General features: G+C 39.6%; 23 protein-coding genes. 18 read left to right on the top strand and 5 right to left on the bottom strand.

From position 1 onward, the window contains the following. Positions 1-4: 4 nt before the first annotated feature. A complete protein-coding gene (locus FZC88_RS06645; protein ID WP_148969365.1) occupies positions 5-775 on the top strand; it encodes a sporulation protein in 771 nt (256 codons plus the stop codon). 96 nt (positions 776-871) lie between these two features. Then, a complete protein-coding gene (locus FZC88_RS06640; RefSeq protein ID WP_148994108.1) occupies positions 872-1,192 on the top strand; it encodes a YodL domain-containing protein in 321 nt (106 codons plus the stop codon). 77 nt (positions 1,193-1,269) lie between these two features. Here the strand turns inward: FZC88_RS06640 and FZC88_RS23895 are convergent, their stop codons facing one another. Together FZC88_RS23895 and FZC88_RS24395 are read right to left on the bottom strand one after the other, a co-directional pair. Further along, the gene (locus FZC88_RS23895; RefSeq protein WP_187443262.1) at positions 1,270-1,413 is read right to left on the bottom strand and encodes a hypothetical protein; all 144 of its coding nucleotides are present in this window, start codon (positions 1,411-1,413) and stop codon (positions 1,270-1,272) included. 17 nt (positions 1,414-1,430) lie between these two features. Continuing rightward, positions 1,431-1,553: a hypothetical protein gene (locus FZC88_RS24395; protein ID WP_262371772.1), complete on the bottom strand. Its 123-nt coding sequence runs from the start codon at positions 1,551-1,553 to the stop codon at positions 1,431-1,433. Positions 1,554-1,683: 130 nt separating this feature from the next. On the opposite strand from FZC88_RS24395, the gene deoD reads away from it, so the two are divergent. The 5 genes from deoD to FZC88_RS06615 all read left to right on the top strand — a co-directional run bounded on the left by deoD (position 1,684) and on the right by FZC88_RS06615 (position 6,785). Then, complete coding sequence (deoD, locus tag FZC88_RS06635) at positions 1,684-2,388, top strand: purine-nucleoside phosphorylase (protein ID WP_113970961.1); 705 nt, start codon at positions 1,684-1,686, stop codon at positions 2,386-2,388. 148 nt (positions 2,389-2,536) lie between these two features. Further along, positions 2,537-3,394 carry a M15 family metallopeptidase gene (locus FZC88_RS06630; RefSeq protein WP_148994107.1) on the top strand — a complete coding sequence of 286 codons (858 nt, stop codon included), beginning with the start codon at positions 2,537-2,539 and terminating at the stop codon, positions 3,392-3,394. Positions 3,395-3,565: 171 nt separating this feature from the next. Continuing rightward, positions 3,566-4,153: a YitT family protein gene (locus FZC88_RS06625; RefSeq protein WP_148969362.1), complete on the top strand. Its 588-nt coding sequence runs from the start codon at positions 3,566-3,568 to the stop codon at positions 4,151-4,153. Between the two features lie 120 nt (positions 4,154-4,273). Continuing rightward, positions 4,274-5,734, top strand: a complete 1,461-nt coding sequence (locus tag FZC88_RS06620; RefSeq protein ID WP_262371771.1) for a lmo1851 family serine protease — start codon at positions 4,274-4,276, stop codon at positions 5,732-5,734. Positions 5,735-5,849: 115 nt separating this feature from the next. Next, the gene (locus tag FZC88_RS06615) at positions 5,850-6,785 is read left to right on the top strand and encodes an LCP family protein (RefSeq protein WP_148994106.1); all 936 of its coding nucleotides are present in this window, start codon (positions 5,850-5,852) and stop codon (positions 6,783-6,785) included. A gap of 1 nt (position 6,786) precedes the next feature. Here FZC88_RS06615 and FZC88_RS06610 read toward each other — a convergent pair whose 3' ends face one another. Further along, complete coding sequence (locus tag FZC88_RS06610; RefSeq protein ID WP_148994105.1) at positions 6,787-7,512, bottom strand: AlbA family DNA-binding domain-containing protein; 726 nt, start codon at positions 7,510-7,512, stop codon at positions 6,787-6,789. A 996-nt stretch (positions 7,513-8,508) separates the two neighbouring features. Between FZC88_RS06610 and FZC88_RS06605 the strand changes: the two genes are divergently transcribed. From FZC88_RS06605 to FZC88_RS06585, 5 genes are all read left to right on the top strand, one after another. Then, positions 8,509-9,429: a CobW family GTP-binding protein gene (locus FZC88_RS06605; protein WP_148994104.1), complete on the top strand. Its 921-nt coding sequence runs from the start codon at positions 8,509-8,511 to the stop codon at positions 9,427-9,429. A gap of 23 nt (positions 9,430-9,452) precedes the next feature. Next, positions 9,453-9,746 carry a hypothetical protein gene (locus tag FZC88_RS06600; RefSeq protein ID WP_148994103.1) on the top strand — a complete coding sequence of 98 codons (294 nt, stop codon included), beginning with the start codon at positions 9,453-9,455 and terminating at the stop codon, positions 9,744-9,746. An 11-nt stretch (positions 9,747-9,757) separates the two neighbouring features. Then, a complete protein-coding gene (locus tag FZC88_RS06595; protein WP_262371770.1) occupies positions 9,758-10,120 on the top strand; it encodes a DUF2085 domain-containing protein in 363 nt (120 codons plus the stop codon). Positions 10,121-10,224: 104 nt separating this feature from the next. Then, positions 10,225-10,635 carry a MarR family winged helix-turn-helix transcriptional regulator gene (locus FZC88_RS06590; RefSeq protein WP_262371769.1) on the top strand — a complete coding sequence of 137 codons (411 nt, stop codon included), beginning with the start codon at positions 10,225-10,227 and terminating at the stop codon, positions 10,633-10,635. A 114-nt stretch (positions 10,636-10,749) separates the two neighbouring features. Then, positions 10,750-12,369, top strand: a complete 1,620-nt coding sequence (locus tag FZC88_RS06585) for an MDR family MFS transporter (protein ID WP_148969357.1) — start codon at positions 10,750-10,752, stop codon at positions 12,367-12,369. Positions 12,370-12,457: 88 nt separating this feature from the next. Here the strand turns inward: FZC88_RS06585 and FZC88_RS06580 are convergent, their stop codons facing one another. Further along, the gene (locus FZC88_RS06580) at positions 12,458-12,703 is read right to left on the bottom strand and encodes a DNA alkylation repair protein (protein WP_148969356.1); all 246 of its coding nucleotides are present in this window, start codon (positions 12,701-12,703) and stop codon (positions 12,458-12,460) included. A gap of 71 nt (positions 12,704-12,774) precedes the next feature. On the opposite strand from FZC88_RS06580, the gene FZC88_RS06575 reads away from it, so the two are divergent. The 4 genes from FZC88_RS06575 (at position 12,775) to FZC88_RS06560 (ending at position 15,733) form a co-directional block, all read left to right on the top strand. Beyond that, positions 12,775-13,056: a hypothetical protein gene (locus FZC88_RS06575; RefSeq protein ID WP_148969355.1), complete on the top strand. Its 282-nt coding sequence runs from the start codon at positions 12,775-12,777 to the stop codon at positions 13,054-13,056. 172 nt (positions 13,057-13,228) lie between these two features. Then, positions 13,229-13,588, top strand: a complete 360-nt coding sequence (locus tag FZC88_RS06570; RefSeq protein WP_148969354.1) for a hypothetical protein — start codon at positions 13,229-13,231, stop codon at positions 13,586-13,588. Positions 13,589-13,908: 320 nt separating this feature from the next. Further along, entirely contained in the window at positions 13,909-14,742 is an 834-nt protein-coding gene (locus FZC88_RS06565; protein WP_148994102.1) for a CAP domain-containing protein, read from the top strand. Positions 14,743-14,959: 217 nt separating this feature from the next. Continuing rightward, positions 14,960-15,733, top strand: coding sequence for an SDR family oxidoreductase (locus tag FZC88_RS06560; RefSeq protein WP_148969352.1), 774 nt, complete (start codon positions 14,960-14,962; stop codon positions 15,731-15,733). 61 nt (positions 15,734-15,794) lie between these two features. On the opposite strand, the gene FZC88_RS06555 is transcribed toward FZC88_RS06560, so the two are convergent. Further along, positions 15,795-17,162 carry an MATE family efflux transporter gene (locus FZC88_RS06555; RefSeq protein WP_148994101.1) on the bottom strand — a complete coding sequence of 456 codons (1,368 nt, stop codon included), beginning with the start codon at positions 17,160-17,162 and terminating at the stop codon, positions 15,795-15,797. A 156-nt stretch (positions 17,163-17,318) separates the two neighbouring features. Here FZC88_RS06555 and FZC88_RS06550 point away from each other — a divergent pair, with 156 nt between their 5' ends. Further along, the gene (locus FZC88_RS06550; protein ID WP_187443518.1) at positions 17,319-18,086 is read left to right on the top strand and encodes a carotenoid biosynthesis protein; all 768 of its coding nucleotides are present in this window, start codon (positions 17,319-17,321) and stop codon (positions 18,084-18,086) included. Further along, positions 18,083-18,802 (top strand): lysophospholipid acyltransferase family protein, encoded by a 720-nt coding sequence (locus FZC88_RS06545; protein ID WP_148994099.1) that lies wholly within the window; start codon positions 18,083-18,085, stop codon positions 18,800-18,802. The genes FZC88_RS06550 and FZC88_RS06545 overlap by 4 nt, the downstream gene beginning before the upstream one ends.

Below are 18,802 nucleotides of genomic sequence, written 5' to 3'. Positions count from 1 at the left end.
TCATATGTCTTTTTTTAACAAAGTGTTTGCTTCAATTGGAATCGGAGCAGCTACAGTAGATACAAAATTAGAAAAATCAAGCTATCAAGCAGGTGAAACAGCAAAGGGTATAGTAGAAATTACAGGAGGGAGCGCAGATCAAAACATCGATTCTATCTATTTAACTCTCTTTACTACATATATTCGTGAATCAGATGACAAAAAGTATACTGACTATGCACCCATTCAAAAAGTGCAAATATCCGATCCTTTTACCATCGGCGAAAATGAAAAGAAAGAGTTTCCTTTTACTTTTACCTTGCCATTTGAAACCCCAATCACGTATGGGAATACAAGGGTGTGGGTAGCTACCGGCTTGGATATTAAAAATGCAGTTGACCCTAAAGACAAAGATTATATAGAAATCATACCGAATGAATTGACGAATGCGGTGCTCACATCAGTTCAGGAACTGGGCTTCAGGATTCGTAAGGTTGAATGCGAGCAGGCACCACGCCGTTACAGAGGCCGCTACCCATTCATACAGGAATTCGAATTCGTACCGGTTGATGGTCCATATCAGCGAAAATTAGATGAACTTGAAGTGATGTTCCTGAATCAATCGGAAGAACAGGTGGATTTGCTCATGGAAGTGGATCGACGGGCAAGAGGGTTAGGTGGGTTTTTAGCAGAAGCTCTTGAAATGGACGAATCCATGGTCAAACTGACAATAAGAACGTCAGATATTCCCCATCTCTCATCTAAACTGAAAGATGTGATAAATAAATTCGCTTAATGGCTCGATTCGACAAAGATTCCTATGTTTCCATGAAGGATTCGACAACGTCTTTGTGTAATAGTATGAGTACAACATAATGACGGAGGGGTGCTCATGCCTTTACTTGAAAAAATCATTCGTCCCAAGCTTTTGAGATCGAACTATGACATGACCATTTTCCAAACTCCAAAGTATGGAGAGGATAAAGGCTATGAAAAGGTGTATCGAATCTCGGTTGAAGCAAATAATCATGAAGAAGCCCTGTATAAAGCGTTCAGAACATTTAACGTACCTGATTTGGTTCCTAAGGATTATCAGGGCAGATACATTGCTACACGTGATATTATCTTTATTGACGAGGGGCGGAGGGGTCATTATTATTATCGCCTTCAGCCGAATGGATGGAAAAGAGTGAACAGGATCTTGATTCATTAAATATGAAACAACGGAAAAAAGGAAAGAATCTTTCATCGAGTTAAGATAGATTCTTTCCTTTATTTTATTGGCAATATCTATATGTGATTACCCGGACCGTTTTTCCGGTTCTGAGCTGAATTTTCCTTTGCATGTGCATTGTGCTCTGCATCCAGTGCTTCTTTTGGGATATGGTTATTTTTCTTAGGAGCATTGATTCTGTTTCGGTGTTTTTTTCCCATAGAAATCATCCTCCCCGTTATGATTTAAGTCTTTCAGTTCTTGAAGAGTTAGGTTGTGTCCCTGTACGGGTAGAAGGGTTTGTTTCATTTGCATGCTGAACTGCTTGCTTCAGCTTTTTACTCATTTTTTCTTTAGCCATGTGAATCCCTCCTTCTGTCGTTAGTTTGACCCCATACACTGCATTCTATCCTTCCATTTTCAAGCGTTGCATAAGAAATAAAAAAGGATTACAATGGTGTTTCAACAGACTTGTTAGGAGGAAAATGAAATTGAGTATACATATTAATGCAAAAGAAAATGAAATAGCAGAAACGGTTTTATTACCAGGAGATCCACTAAGAGCAAAGTACATTGCAGAAACATTTCTGGAAAACCCAACATGTTATAATGAAGTACGTAATATGTTTGGATACACTGGGACATATAAAGGGAAAAGAATTTCAGTTCAAGGGACAGGCATGGGCGTACCATCCATTTCCATTTATATCAACGAATTGATGCAAAGCTATAACGTACAAAACCTGATCCGTGTAGGTACTTGCGGTGCTATCCAAAAGGATGTTAAGGTTCGAGACGTCATTCTGGCTATGACTTCATCAACCGATTCTCAAATGAACCGATTAACGTTTAACGGGATTGACTATGCACCCACAGCTAACTTTGATTTACTTAAAAGGGCTTATGATGCCGGCGTGGAAAAAGGCCTTAACTTAAAGGTCGGAAATGTATTTACTGCAGACATGTTCTACAATGACAATGCAGAGCACGAAAAATGGGCTCAATACGGCATTCTGGCAATTGAAATGGAAACGTCAGCTCTATATACATTAGCTTCAAAATATGGACGCAATGCACTATCTGTACTTACAGTCAGTGATCATATATTAACAGGTGAAGAAACGACAGCAGATGAGCGTCAAACAACTTTTAATGAAATGATCGAAGTTGCATTGGAAGCCGCTATTCAAGAGTAGATCCATTTACGATCAAAAGAAACTGCTTACATTCCCACTTCCGGGTTTATAGGCAGTTTTTCATTTTGTGAAGTATATCCTGCTTACAGAAATCTTATTACATGATAAGATGTTGGATGGAAACATTTTAGAGAAACTAGGTGAAAGTATGAAAAAGATCATCTTCGTAACGGCTGCTTCCTTGATTATGTTATCGGGGTGTTCACAAGTACAAGATTGGTCAGAGAATTTATTTGGCCAGAACAAACAAGAAACGAAAGAAGAAGAACCTAAGCAGCAAACTCCAGGAAATCAACCTGAGCAGGATGAACAGTCGGAACAAGAACAGACTCCCACTTCAGAGGAAGAAGCGGTTCCCCCTGAACTACAATTAGAGTCTCAATACTTTAATGATGTGAAAGTAGTGGATGGAAAACAAGTGATTCAAAATCCCTCCAACCTTTTAGCGCTTGTAAATAAGGAATACGCATTAGATGAATATAAACCAACTGATTTGGTTCGCCCAAATGTTCCATTTGTATTTGGTGATCAAGAACTTGAAAAGGCGTATCTTCGTAAAGAAGCGGCAGTACAGTTGGAGGAAATGTTCGCTGACGCCAAATCACAAGGGATTTTACTAACGGCTATTTCAGGTTATCGTTCATATGAATATCAAAAAATGCTGCTGGAAAGAGAAATTGCTCAATTCGGAGAAGAAAAAGCCGTTATGGCCGTGGCACCTCCAGGACAAAGTGAGCATCAATCCGGATTAGCCATGGATATTTCAAGCCAAAGTAATAACTTCCAGGTAAATATTGAATTTGCCGATACGAAGGAAGGGAAATGGCTTGCTGAAAACGCCTATAAATATGGGTTCATCCTTCGTTATCCAGAAGATAAGGTCTCAATTACACACTACCAGTATGAGCCCTGGCATTTCAGGTATGTTGGTAAGGATGCAGCTAAAGTCATTCATGAAAACGATTGGTCTTTAGAGGAATATTTCAATAATGTGAAAAAGATATAATGGTTTTTCAAGGGTTAGGGGCTTTTGGCTCCTGACCCTTTTCTTTGTGAAATGTGATATATAATGGTGTCTGTTATTCGATCATTACGCCCTGGGTTGTTCTGTTTTCTCAAGAGTTCACATACAACAATAATAGGGGCTGTCCCAGTTTGAGGTGAGCGGGTGAAACGTATGTTGAGGACTTTTAGCATTATTATCATAGGAAGTGTGTTTGTAGGGATCGGCATCAATCTTTTTTTCGTGCCGCATCATTTCCTGGACGGGGGTATGATCGGGATTGGCCTTATTGCTCATTACTGGTTTGGTTTTAAGCCGGGTCTCACGATTATCTTACTGAGTGTGCCGTTATATATGCTGGCTTTTTTTGTGGACAGAAAACTTTTTTATAATAGTATTCACGGTCTCTGGTTATCCTCGTTAATGATAGATTTTTTTCATCATTGGAAGAATATTCTCACTCTTCCCCCGCTTATGAGCGCATTCTTAGGAGGGACATTTGTTGGTATTGGGATCGGCCTTATGTTAAAAGGGAACTCCGCCACGGGAGGGTCTGATTTATTGGCTCAACTGATTGGAAAAAGCTTTCAAATGAATGTAGGGAAATTAATTTTTGCTTTTGATAGCATCGTGCTAGTGGTTGGCTGGCCGATCATCGGTACGGAGTCTTTCTTATATTCTTTATTTGCTGTCAGTACAGTAGGGTTTTTTACAACGATTTTGACACATCATAATCATGACAATGGATTTTCCTTTCGTTAATATTGAAAAGCTGATAGAATAAAGAAGCTATGAGTTGGAAGATTGCTCATATAGCTGTTTCGTGATAGTGTAGTCGGTAAATTCACACAAGATACATAGCAACGAAAGTGGTGGAAAGCTTTGGAACAAGATAAGACAGATCAATCACAACAAGAAACCCATTCAAGTTTTATAAAAATGAAGAAGTTTAAATTTGTAATGCTCTTGTTTTTCCTTGTATTTGCAACTGCAGGAATTACAACATTTGCACTGGCGTTTGGAGACGAGAAGGCAGTAAATGTAGGAGTAACCGAACGTTCAGAGTTTCAAAAACTTTATGAAGCGTATGATAAGTTAAATGAAAATTACTTTAAAGACCTTGATCAGGACACCTTAGTAAACGGTGCTATTAATGGGATGCTTGACAGTGTGGGAGATCCTTATTCTGATTATATGAATGTAGAAGAAGCTGAAAAATTCCAGGAAAGCATCTCTTCTTCTTTCGAAGGAATCGGTGCAGAAATACAAGAGAAAGAAGGATACATTTCCATCGTTTCTCCCATAAAAGGTTCTCCGGCAGAGAAAGCCGGATTACAGCCGAACGATACAATCACGAAAGTGGATGACAAAAGTATACAAGGAATGTCTGTCACCGATGCGGTTCTACTCATCCGAGGTGAAAAAGGGACAAAGGTTACATTGACCATTCAGCGACCAGGTCAGGATAAGCCAATGCAAGTAACCATTACTAGGGATGAAATTCCAATTGAAACGGTTTATGCAGAAATGAAAGAAAATGGTGTAGCTGAAATTCAAATTACGAGCTTTTCGGAGAGTACGTATAAAGAATTAACGGAAGCTTTAAATGACATGAACGATAAAGGGATGAAAAAACTTGTTCTTGATTTAAGACAAAATCCCGGTGGATTACTTGATCAAGCTGTGAAAATCTCTAACTTGTTTGTTCCTGAAGGTGAAGTTTTATTCCAAGTAGAAGACAGCAACGGTAAAGTGGAGAAGTATGTTTCCGAATCAGGGCAGAAGGTAGATGTGCCAACTGCTGTTCTTGTTGATGGTGGAAGCGCAAGTGCTGCCGAAATCTTAGCAGCTGCTGTAAGTGAGTCAAACGATTTACCTCTTGTTGGAACGAAAACCTTTGGTAAGGGAACGGTCCAAACAGCCGAAACCTTCCAAGATGGATCAAACATGAAGTTTACAACTGCTAAATGGTTAACGCCGGATGGCAATTGGATTCATGAAAAGGGGATCACTCCCGATATTGAAGTGAAGATGCCGGAATATGCGCAGCTTCCATACATCAATCCTGAAAAGGAACTAAAGGAATCAGACCTATCCGATCAGGTGAAAACAGCAGAGCAAATGCTGAATGCACTGGACTTGAATCCAGGAAACGTTGATGGATATTACGATGAAGATACGACAAAAGCGGTTAAGCAGTTCCAGGAAAAGAATGAACTAGAGGTAACTGGAACGTTAAATGCTGAAACGACGGTTAAGCTTATGTCCAATCTTCGAGATAAACTAAAAGAAAACGATCCGCAAGTGAAAAAAGCGATCGAAGAATTAAACAAAAATAATTAAGTGGAAGATCTCAGGTGAAGTACCTGAGATCTTTTTTTTTTGGCTATTGGTTTCTTCTTACTCGTATAGAATATATGAGATGTACCAACAATGAGAGTATATATGAGGTGATCTTATGAAAAAATCAGCTTTACTGCTGACTTTATTATTTTCTGTATTCATTGTTGTAAGTTGTTCGCCTTTCTGGGGTGAGAGAGAACAACCCGCACCCAAAGAAGAAGTTCAATCGCAAAAGCATTCCTTAGTTGAAAAGGATGAATCGATTTTTCCTTTAGTCCTTCAGGATAAAAAATCTCCTGTTAATGTACTTCTAATTGGTTCAGATCAACGAAAGAACGAATCTGCCCGTGCAGATGTATTGATGGTTGCTCAATATACTCCACAATCTACATCCATCAAGATTGTTTCCATCATGAGGGATACATTTGTAAACATCCCTGGATATGAAAAGAGCAAAATTAATCATGCGTATACGTGGGGTGGAGAAGAACTACTGGCTGAAACGATAAAAAATAATTTCAACATAGATGTTCACCATACCGTGAAAGTGGATTTTAATGATTTTATAAACGTGATGGATCTCGTTTTTCCAGAAGGGGTCGGGGTTACAGTGTCAGAACCGATGATCAAGTATTGGAAATGGTCAAAGGATCCCGGGAAGCAAGTGTTAAAAGGAGAAGAAATCTTACAATATGTAAGGTTTAGGGGAGACATAAAAAGCGATTTTGGACGAGTGGAGAGACAGCAGGAAATCATGACGTTAGCAGAAAAGAGTCTTATGGAGCAGATGCAGTCCGGCGAAGGAATTTCAACTGTCGTTTCCATTATGAGAGAAGGTTTAAAAAACGTAGAAACCTCTACACCAATGAGTGAAGTAATAAAGTATGGAATGTCATTAATGCTAAATCCAGTGGACCGGGTGGATACACTTCGAGTGCCAATAGAAGGGAGCTATTCGGATCTTACTACTGTGAATGCTGGCCAGGTATTAGACATGGATGAACAGAGAAATCTAGAAGCTATCAGTGAATTTCTGAAAACGGGTGAGTGATTTACCAAGAATGAAATTCGGATGAATCCAGGTCCAGGAAAGATTCTATTTTCTTCATCTTTCTTACAATCAAATCATGCAGGTATTTTTTGTACTTCATGTCTTCAGCTTGATCATGTTCCAAATGCAGAATTTTAAGGTGCTCCAGATGTTCTCTTAATGTACGCTCATCACTATCCGACCCACCGGACTGGACTTTACGGAGAATTACGTCCACCAATTTTTCGTGGCTTGCTTCGATTGTCTTCGTCCCTTGTCTGGCATAAATGGCCCCATACCGTAATTCACCTCTTGTCACAATAGAGGTGTATGGAACGTATCGCGGATCATAGTCAATGATGAGAACCTGGAACCGTTTTAAGCTCAACAAAGGGTGAATACCTTTTGGGAAAATGAAATCCTCGGTTCGATAACGTAAGTATTTTGGAAGCAGATGCTGTAGTTTATTATCAACATCTGCTTTATCTAAAAATTCCTCATCCGACAATCCCTTTAAATCTAACGATCCATCATCATATTGCATCACTCCAATAATGATGCATCCGCCTCCTGTATTGGAGATAGCCAGAATATGCTTCGCCATTTTTGTGAATTCAATCCAATCTGATTTGAAATCCACGTAATCCGTTTCACCCGTATTATGAAGCAACAGATCCTTCAATGTCTCATGAGAAGGATTCTTCAAAAAGTCTCTTAACTTAAGCGGAACAATCTTCTCATAATACAATGACAACCCCACCTTTATAGTACTCACATGTTTATTAATCCTGCCGTAATGGAACAGTCTTTTATAATGATAAAATAAAGAAATAAATAACATCCATAACCTATCTAAGTTGACTCGATTCCTGGTTATTTCATCCTATGCGTAGAAAGACAATAAAACCCTTTTTTACAATGGCTCTTTTCTAAAAGTTTGTTGTTTTTTAACATAAGGTCTGCTTTTGCTCTGTCCATTAGTGAGTGCTGGATGGTGAAGGGAACCGCTCCGCTTGCAGCTAGCGTTCGGCCGAGCCTCTTCAGCTAGCCGGACGGGGTCTCGGCACGTCCGTACTTCCGCAGGAGTCCACGCAGTTCCCCTCACCATCTATAAGAAAACTACCTGACAGAGCTTAAATCTGAAAAACCATTAATAGAAAACAAACACTGCTCTATTTACAAGAGGTTATCTACGGTGGGAGAAAAAACACTTTCTACTGATAAGATTGTTAATCGTTCTTTTTTAGTCATCTAGGAAAGGATATAGGCAATCATGGCGATAAACATTTGGTTCCAAATGCCTTGGGGCTCCATACATGGATATACAATAGGAACTATTTTGTGTTTTGTTTATCTATACTCATTAGCAGTAAGAATGTAGTAGCACAGAGTGGATTGTAGCGGAAGGCACTTGACTCCTGCGGGAGATAGAGGAAAGGTCGAGACCCCGCAGGGCAAAGCCCGAGGAGGCTTGACTTCCTCCCCGGGGAATCTTATGCCTGGAGCGGAAAGGAACGGTCCATGTTTTAAACTACAAACTCATGAAAAATTCACTTTTTTAGGGGTTATACTGATCCAGAGGGTGAAACCACGAAAACTCACCGCAATTCCCCGTAAATCAACTCCTTATTTCATGTCTAGGAGAGCCACAAACTTTGTAAATAGAGCCTTACAAAATACCTTCATTGTGTTCACAAGCGCTTTCTAATAGAATATGTATAAGATCTAAAGAGAGGAAGATTAAATGAAGAAAGATGTTTATATACTATCCGGATTCCTTGGCAGTGGAAAAACGACGTTATTAAAAGATTTACTTCAAGCCTTAAAGGACCAGAATAAAAAACCGGCTGTATTAATGAATGAATTAGGAAGTGTATCCATCGATAGTGATGAAGTTGAAAAAGATACGGCTTTGCGGGAGTTGCTTGATGGGTGTATATGCTGCACCATAGCAGAAAAGCTGGAGTCACAGCTTCAGGAATTACTGCTTAACGAAAATTTCGATGTACTGGTAATCGAAACAACAGGAGCAGCCCATCCCGTTGAGGTTGTCGATTCCATCTTATCCCCACTGTTTGCAAATCAGTTTGAATTTAGGGGGATTGTTACTGTTGTGGATGGACTACAGTGGCGAAATAGGGGTGAATTCAGTCCGGCCGTCTTACATTTGATGAGGGAACAAATTCGCCATGCGGAGTATATTGTGGCGAATAAGATGGATTTGCTTACAGAGATGGAGCAGGGAACATTCTCGTATGAGCTTCAGCAAATCAACCCAAATGCTAAAGTGTACTTAACGAACTATTCAAAGGTCTCTATGACAGATCTATTCTCTTTAAAAGCGGATAACCGAAACGGTTCCTATGAGAAAGCATCCATTGGCGAGCATTTAACCTTACAAGCAATCGTGTATACATTCAATGGATCAGTCAATGGAGAAGCGTTTGAAGAATGGGTGAAAAATCAACCTGACAGCATTTATAGAATGAAGGGGTATGTTCCTTTACAGGGTCGAAAAAATCCAACCTTGTTTCAATATTCATATGGTATGCCCTTATTCATGCCGGGTGACATGAAATATCCTACCAATTTCGTCATAATTGGAGAAAATTTACATAAATCAGAAGTAATACGTTCATTGCAGGAGATAGATATAACTGAATAACCTAAGGGGTGGAGAAACAATTCATGGTGTTTCTATTGTTTAGTGTAGAACTAATCTTATTTATCGGTGGATTATACGGGTTGAGTATACATGAGACCACTCTGCAGTTCATCATCTTTACTGGCCTCATCGTACTAAGTGTCATCATGTTTATTTCAACGATCGTGTATTATCAGCGAAAAAAACATAAAAGGGAAAGGACCAATGATTGTTGGGACTGTGCAATCTATTCACCTGACTGTCTTCCTTTTCCACGGGGAAAGAAGTTTGACTGTGATTCACCGGACTGTGATTGTACTCCGGACTGCAGTCCATAGGAGGGAATAGAGTGAAAGGCATCCTTACATTATCCTTTATGCCCTGTCACAGAATACGAGAACGTTCACTCGTCGTCAGGGGGAAACAATTTCCCGTATGTTTCCGCTGTATGGGTATTCTCATGGGCATTCTAATCGGGATCCCGTTCGTTTGGTTGTATTTTCCTTTGCTATCATTCGTTCATTTGCTTTATGTGGGGATGCTCATATCCCCCCTACTGGCAGATGCATACACCCAGAAGTGGAAGTGGAGAACTAGTACGAATACGTTACGGTTGCTGACCGGATTTCTATGTGGGATCGGACTATCAATCAGTATCATTCTATTCTCCAAGATGGGAGTCAGAACCGTCATGGTCTTGACTGGTTCATGACCATTGACAGATCATAAGAAAATGTTTAAACTATAATAGTTAACTTAGTGAACTATTTATTTAGTGCAAGAAGTGAGAAAGGTCGATTGTTAGTGGGAAAAGAAATGTACGAGTTAGAGGGATTATTCAGATCCGTTTTTAGAATGATGAAATCAGATATCCGAACCATCTTTGGTGAGTTCATTTCCAATGGAGAATTTCGCGTACTTCAGCTCATTAGCGAGAATGGGGCATTGAAATCGTCGGAAATATCCAAACGTATGGAAGTATCGGCAAGTCACATCACTTCCATTACAGATACATTAGTAGAAAAAGGCTATATCACAAGAATGCGGTCTAACGAAGATCGTAGAGTAGTAGAGTTAGCTCTGACACCTCAGGGCGAAGAGATGCTTTCTCAATGTGAAGAAAAAAAGACTCAATACTTTCAGGAACTATTTGTGAAATTTGATAAAGAAGAAATAAACCACCTGATCGAACTGTTTGAAAAATTATTAGCATCGAATCGCAAGTAATAAGTGTAAGCATGAGAGAGCAAGGGTTGACCGGAATGGGTCATCCCTTCTATTATGCTTAATTACTTAAGTAAGTGAATTATTATTATTATAAATATTAAGGGAGACTTAAAAATGGAACACTTAGAACATCGTAAAAAAGTAATGATCATGATAGCCATCATGTCAGCCATGTTATTCGCAGCATTGAATCAAACGATAGTAGGAACGGCTTTACCAAGGATCATTTCTGAGATTGGTGGAATTGACTACTATAGCTGGGTATTTACAATCTTTATGTTAACCAGTTCGGTAACAGCCATATTAGTAGGGAAATTATCGGATATGTATGGAAGAAAGCCATTCATCCTCCTTGGTATTGGAGTCTTTATGATTGGGTCATTCTTAAATGGACTTTCTTCCTCAATCATTCAATTAATCATCTTCCGGGGGGTTCAAGGCTTTGGAGCCGGGATGATCATGTCTACTGCGTTTACGGCTGTAGGAGACTTGTTTTCGCCTCGGGAAAGAGGGAAATGGCAAGGTTTAATGAGTAGTGTATTTGGTCTTGCAAGTGTGTTCGGTCCTACATTAGGAGGCTGGATCGTTGATAATGCAGATTGGCATTGGGTATTCTGGGTCTTCCTGCCAGTAGGTTTCATCGCCTTTGGGATGATTTATAAAATGTTTCCTTCACAAAAACCAAATAGAGGACTGAAAGTGGATTATTTGGGCTCTGTTATGCTTACTCTGACGATTATTCCATTATTATTGGCCTTTACATGGGGTGGAAATGATTATGAATGGGTTTCCCTTCCGATCATAGGGTTACTGTCGGCAACGGTGATATTCTTTGTCTTATTTATCATTACGGAAAAGAAAGCAAGTAATCCCGTTCTTCCACTTCAATTGTTCAAGAATAAAATCTTCACTTTATCCAATATCATTGGATTTATCCTGGGTGCCGGGATGTTTGGAGCCATTATGTATATGCCGTTCTTTATTCAAGGGGTCATGGGGACATCTGCCACTAAGTCCGGCTTGGTGATGATGCCGATGACATTGAGTATGGTGATCGCAAGTACGGTTGGTGGGCAGATCATCACGAAGACAGGCAGATATAAATTTCTTGCCCTAATCGGTTTGTTCGTCATGAGTACAGGAATGATTCTTCTATCCTTTATGGATACGAACACAACCAATACAACGGCTCTAATCAATATTATTATAGTAGGAACAGGTCTTGGGCTGAGCTTCCCTGTGTTCACTTTAACGGTTCAGAACGCTGTTCAGCATAAGTTCCTTGGTGTGGCTACCGCTGCCACCCAATTATTCAGACAAATCGGCGGTACGATTGGTGTAGCCATCATGGGTACCGTGATGAATACTTCCATGTCTTCAAAGATGACCGAGAAAATGTCAGAAGTGAAAGACTCACCACTTCTTACAAATCCTGAAACATCAGGAGTGTTGAAGCAGCTTCAGGATCCGCAAAACATAATGAATGGTGAGAAATTAAAAGAATTACAATCAACATTACCTGAAGAATTCCAAGGGATTTACGCAACCATTCTCGAAGGAGTGAGAGAGTCGTTAAGTTTCGCTTTAACGAATGTCTTCTTTATTGGTGCTATCATACTGCTTGTTGGTTTTGTATTAACGTTCTTTATGAACGAAATCCCTTTACGTATGTCGAATAAAGATGTAACTGAAGAAGAGAAAGAAACAAAGCTTAAAGAAGCTTCCAATCATTGATTGGCTCCAGTTCTAAATAAGAAAAGGGGTAACCGGGTGGATCTGTATTCAAACACAGTGCCAACCAGTTACCCCTTTTTAAGAAGAATTACATCGTACTTTCTCCAAATTTCTTAAACGTCATCTCATCCTCTACTAAACCGCAAGCGGCACATTGTACTTTTAAGTCCGGTCCATTGTATGCAAGATGAAAAGGCTCGATCTGACCTTCTTCATAACTTTGTACAACTTCTCCAGAGGAAGGATCGAGTTTCACACTCTGAGATACTTGTTGTATAATATTAAACCGGGTGCGATTCGTTTTACAGCTGGGACAGCGATAGGGTGTAGTCATGTACATCACCTTTCTTTGTTTTTTTCTAGTATGCATTATAAATAAACTTATTATGTAAGGATTGATTGAACATGAGATTAGAATCATTCGATGCATTATTAGAGGCGTACAGACAGATATGGAAAAACAGATTATTAATAAGTGAGGGTACTTCTTCAGAAAAGATCCTGAAGGAAACCATTAAACGTGAATTATTGGACGGCAATAGTCATCCAAGAGTGCGTAAATCAAAAGAAGAAAAATACCTCTCAGCTACCAAGAGAATTATTGAATCGGACCTGACGAGTGAAGAGCAAGTATCATTAATAAAGGTACATCTTGAAATGGTCTCACAATTGAATAGAGATACATAAAGATATTTAAATGTTTTACAGGCATAACTGAGTGAGGGTGGACCTTGCGTATCCATAAATGATGGAATATAAAAAAATATTCAAAACATCTCATTCTGAGCATTTCCCTTCATTATATACCCGCATAGGTATATAATGGTGATTAGATAATTTTAAAAAGGATGATGCCAGTATGCTAGTAATAAGTTTCCTTCTATTTAGTGTACTTTCTTATATGATGTACTATCGATATTTCCCTGTCAGAACAAAACAGTGGTCTTCTCTTGAGCTAACTTCCCGACATGTGGTGGTAGATGTCCGGGATTATCAAGATTCTTCAAAAGGGGATTGCGATAACATTATAGCAATCCCCTGTGGATATATAAGAAGGCATTCCCGCGACATCCCAGATGGTTCTATCGTGGTATTGGGGAGTAATCCCATTGAATGCAATGTAGGGGTTAGACAACTAAAACGTCTTGGCTTTCCAGTAGAAGGATATATCATCATTGATTCTGACAAAAAATGTAATGAATACCTATCTTTAGGGTGAAATTGCATGTTATGTGAAATGTTACTGTAACATCCGTTACAATGATAGGTCCTTTAAAAAGCTGTCAATATTGATATACAGGTAATTATTAGTCTTCAGGACTAAATAATACAATCATTGGAAATGTAAGTAAATCATTTCAGAAATACATTTCTCCCTACTAGAATCAGTGATTACTATACTACTATAGAGTAATTGTCTTTCAAAATAGAACAATTGATTCCTAGTTACCAAGTTCTCCCGTAAATGTAACAAAAACAGGGTGGTATGATGAATGTGCAGCAAAGAAAAACACATTCACTAAGGAGGAATTCATTTTTATGAATAAGAAAATGATGATTTCAACTGCAACAGCATTCACTTTATTAGCAGCACCATTCGCGGCAGGTAAAGCTGACGCTGCAGCACCATGTCCGACAGATAAGGTTGCACAACAAGTGAACGCATTTAAATATAGTGGTAATCAAGAAGATTTAAATAAATTTGTACAAGATACTCTAGCAAAATACCAAATCGAGGGTAAGAATATTAATGTACAAGAGCTGTTAAATGGACAAACTCCTAAAGCTCAGGCAGCACCAGCGCCTGCTAAGGAAGCACCAAAAGCAGAAGCGCCAGCACCGGCTCCTAAAGAAGAAGCACCAAAAGCAGAGGCGCCAGCACCGGCTCCTAAAGAAGAAGCACCAAAAGAAGAAGCACCAGCACCAGCACCAGCTCCTGCAGCAAACGAACAGCAACAACAACCAGAACAACAAGCTAGTGAAGAAACTGGTCAATTAAGCCAATATGAGCAAAAAGTGGTTGAATTGACAAATCAAGAGCGTGCAAAGCAAGGTCTTCCAGCTCTTAAAGTAGATACTGAGCTAAGCAAAGTTGCACGTGAAAAGTCTCGTGATATGCAAGCGAATAACTACTTCTCCCATGATAGCCCGACGTACGGTTCACCATTCGACATGATGAAGCAGTTCGGCATTGAATACAGCTCTGCCGGTGAAAACATCGCTATGGGTCAACCTACTCCGGAAGAAGTAGTACAAGCATGGATGGACAGTGATGGTCACCGTAAAAATATCTTAAGCTCAAACTACACTCATATCGGTGTAGGACATGTAGAAAACGGTAACTACTGGACTCAACAGTTCATTGGTAAATAATATAACACAATCATGAAAGCAGCCTCTCTTTTGGAGAGGTTGTTTTTTTTGTTTAAAAACGGATGAAGTGTTTAAGTTAGTCTTTTCTCACCTAATGAAAATATGCAAGAAATAGTACTCTTATCGAACATGAATGCATTATTTAAGAGCTTACATTTGCAATTCGACATAATCATTCTTACTATTGAAGTATAACGAGTACGTGGAGTGAGCTTGGATGAAAGAAAAAGTTGTGCTTATAACGGGAGGGTCGAAGGGAATCGGCCGGCGAACGGTAGAGGAATTCTCGAAACAAGGCTATACCGTTATTATTAACTATAGGCAAAACGATCAATTTGTTAAGGATCTTGTTTCCCACTTGAAGGGGAAATTTAATAATGTAATAATAGCGATCAAAGGTGATATTTCTGTACCGGAAGAATGTGAACGAATGGTAACAGAGATATGGAATGAAGTCGAAAGTATCGATATCTTAATCCATAATGCAGGTCCTTACGTGAAAGAGAGGAAGTCATTTGCAGATTATTCCCCGGAAGAATGGAATTACATAGTAAATGGAAATTTAAATAGCGTTTTTTATTTATCCAGGCTGATCATTCCAAGAATGCGTGAAAAGAACTGGGGAAGAATCATTACTTTTGGTTATGATCGAGTTGAAACAGCACCAGGTTGGATCTACCGTTCCGCGTTTGCGGCAGCAAAAGCGGGACTTGCTTCCTTTACGAAAACGATATCAATAGAAGAAGCTTGTAATGGAATAACCGCCAATATGATCTGCCCTGGAGATATCGTAGGCGAATGGAAAGAAGAGGAGATCTTTAAAGCTAAACAATTTCATGATCCGGGGACACCGGTAGGGCGACCAGGAACAGGGGAAGACCTTTCGAGGATCATTTCTTTTCTTTGTAAAGAGGAATCTGATTTTATTACCGGCTCCATCATTCCCGTTACAGGGGGCAAGGATGTCCTGGGAAAGGTATTTCGTCAGTGAAGGAAAGAATAGACACGGCAGAAAAATGAATCTGCCGTGTCTATTGATTTCATTTATGGGTTTATTCACTTTTAATGCTATATTGTTTTCGATATTTTTTTTGTATGAATAATAGTCTGGCTGACAATGTTATGGCACCTGCCGTTAATCCGGATGTCAGACCGAGCCAAAATCCGTATGGCCCGAAGTCAGTGTAGTTTGCCAGTAGATAACCCAGAGGTAATCCAATCACCCAATAGGATATGAGTGCCATTATAAAGGTGATATTAACATCCTTGTATCCTCTGAGTGCCCCTTGTACCGGAGCCTGAATGGCATCTGATAGCTGAAAGAATACGGCATACAATAAGAAATGAGCTGTTAATTCCAATACATATGCATCATCTGAATAAAGGTGCGAGATTTCTGAACGGAACACGAGCAAGATCACGCCATATATGATTGCCAATAGTAATGCAAAGCTTACCCCCATCCAGCTGTAGATTTTTGCATCCCGGAGCCTTTTCGCCCCTACCTCAAACCCTACAACAATAGTTAATGCCATGGATATACTCAGAGGGATCATATAGAGAAAAGATGCAAAATTGATCGCTGCCTGATGAGCTGCAATAACAACGGTATCATAGTTGCTCATTAACAAAGTAACGGCAGAAAAAATGCTTACTTCAAAGAAAATCGATAAACCGATGGGCACACCGATTTGAAAGAGCTCTTTCCACTTAAGTAGGTTTGGCTTATGAAGGGTTTTAAAGACAAAAAATTGACTAAAAGGACTTTTTGTATGCACGACCCAAAAGGCAATGAGAGTGATGACCCAATAGGTGATGGCTGATGCATAACCCGCACCAACTCCTCCTAATGCAGGAAAACCGAGTTTTCCGAAAATCAGAATATAATTAAATACCACATTGATCGGAAGAGAAAGCAATGTAATAAACATGGTGACCCTTGTCATGCCTAATGCATCAATAAACGATCTCAGAACATTGTAGATGAACAATGGAATCATTCCAAACGAAAGTCCGATAAGGTAATCCTTGGCTACAGTACGGACTTGTGTTTCTATGTTCATTCCATTCAGAATTGGATTAAGAACGAATGCACCGACAATCATCACGAAAAGTGATAGAGCAATGGCAGCATATACGCCTTGAAGCACAGTGTGAGGAACACCTTTCTTATTTCCTCTTCCTATTAATTGAGCGACGATTGGGGTAACCGCGAGAAGGATGCCACTTAACCCCGTAAATACCGGTACCCAAAGGGAGGAACCTATGGCGACACCTGCCAGGTCGATGGGAGAATACTTCCCTGACATGATGGTGTCAAAGAAATTCATCGCAAACATACCAAGCTGGGTGACCAGAATGGGAATGAGAATAAGGGAAAATTGTTTGATTTTATCTTTAATAGTGTGTGTTTCTCTCATAGAATGAGCTCCTTTACTAAACGTCCCTTGAACATATGATAAATTCACTATCATACTGTATCATATTTTCAAGTGATAGAGAGTCAAATATGCATTTTATCGGATCACTCTTATATAATGGGTGTTGAAAAGATTAAGTCGTCAGGGAGGCAGAGAATGATTAAACAATGGCAGGACTGGATTTGGATTGTGTTTTTAATATGGTACGGAGTGGGGATCATTCTCGTTTCTCTTGATTGGCTTCCTCCATCCCTTCAATGGGCGAATGCCGTTTTCTTATATTTGGCCGGTATTTTGGCTATTCTTTATGCAATGAAGAAATTCGGAGGACAAATCGGGGCCATCATCGCTTTGGGTATTATGCTGCTTACGATTTTCGCGGAGTCTTTAGGCGTTCATTATGGTCTGATATTCGGTTCTTATCATTATGAGAAAGACTTTGGCTTTCAACTGGTTGGCGTACCAATCACCATAGGCTTTGCCTGGGTCATGGTGATATTTACGAGTATGGCACACTATGAATTTCTGCTATATCAAAGAAAGACTGTAATGGGAGCGTTTATCTATAGCACAGTCACGTCCATTTTAGCGGTGACGATGGACCTGATTATTGATCCGGTTGCTTTTAAAGGCCGGGAGTATTGGGTATGGGATGAGGATGGGATGTATTATGACATTCCAACTCAAAATTTCTTGGGCTGGTTTTTTGTTTCTTTCTTCATACAATTTGTCCTTTACTATTGGATAAAACTCGAGGGAGTTTCTTCACATTGGAGCTCGCGGATGAGACGTTTGTATTTCCTCGTGATCTTTATGTTTATCGTGACAGCGATCGTAGAAGGCCTGTGGCTGGCTGTTTGGGTTACGTTGGCATTTTACGGTGTGTCTCTCTTACTTAGAAAACGATTGGAGAAGGTAGTATGATCGAACCGAAGAAAAGTCCGGGATTTCAACGCATCTTGGCCAACTACCTTACTTTTCAGCTGAAAAAACATTTTTATCGTGTATGGATCGATGACCAGAGGGAGGGAACGAAATCACCTTCAGGACACTTGATACTCTCGAATCACTCGAGCTGGTGGGACGGGTTGATGGTCTTTTACTTAAATCATCATGTTATAAAAGAAGACAGCTATGCGATGATGAGTCAGAAAGGGATGGAGGATTATTCTTTTTTTCGTAAAATCGGAGCATTCTCTGTGAACCCTGATTCACCCAAAGACCTAGTCTCTTCTTTAAAGTTTGCTGAAAAATGCCTGCAACAGAAAAAAACCGTCTGGATCTTTCCACAGGGGAAGGAAGAGCATCTTGAGATGAGACCTCTTTCATTTATGACTGGTCCGGGCTTCTTAATTGAACGTAACCCAGGGGTAAAGGTTACGTTTGTCACGTTCTATTACACATTTCGTCATGATCAAAGGCCTGAATTATTTATCCGGATCTGTGAAGAGAATGGAGATCATACAAATCAATCAAGAAAAGAACTTACAGACAGTTTAAGGACGATTATGGAAATAAGGCTCGATTCTCTAAAAACCGATATCATTCAGGAAGACCTGTCAAGTTTTCAATTATTACTCAAAGGATTCCCTACAAATAGTGAATGGTTGAGTTTCTGGAAAAGAAGGAATCAGAGGTGA

It is taken from the genome of Rossellomorea aquimaris, from assembly GCF_008180865.1.
GTDB classification, from domain to species: Bacteria; Bacillota; Bacilli; order Bacillales; family Bacillaceae_B; genus Rossellomorea; species Rossellomorea yichunensis.
Note: the sequence above shows the minus strand (reverse complement) of the source record. Positions and strands in the feature narration are given on the sequence as shown.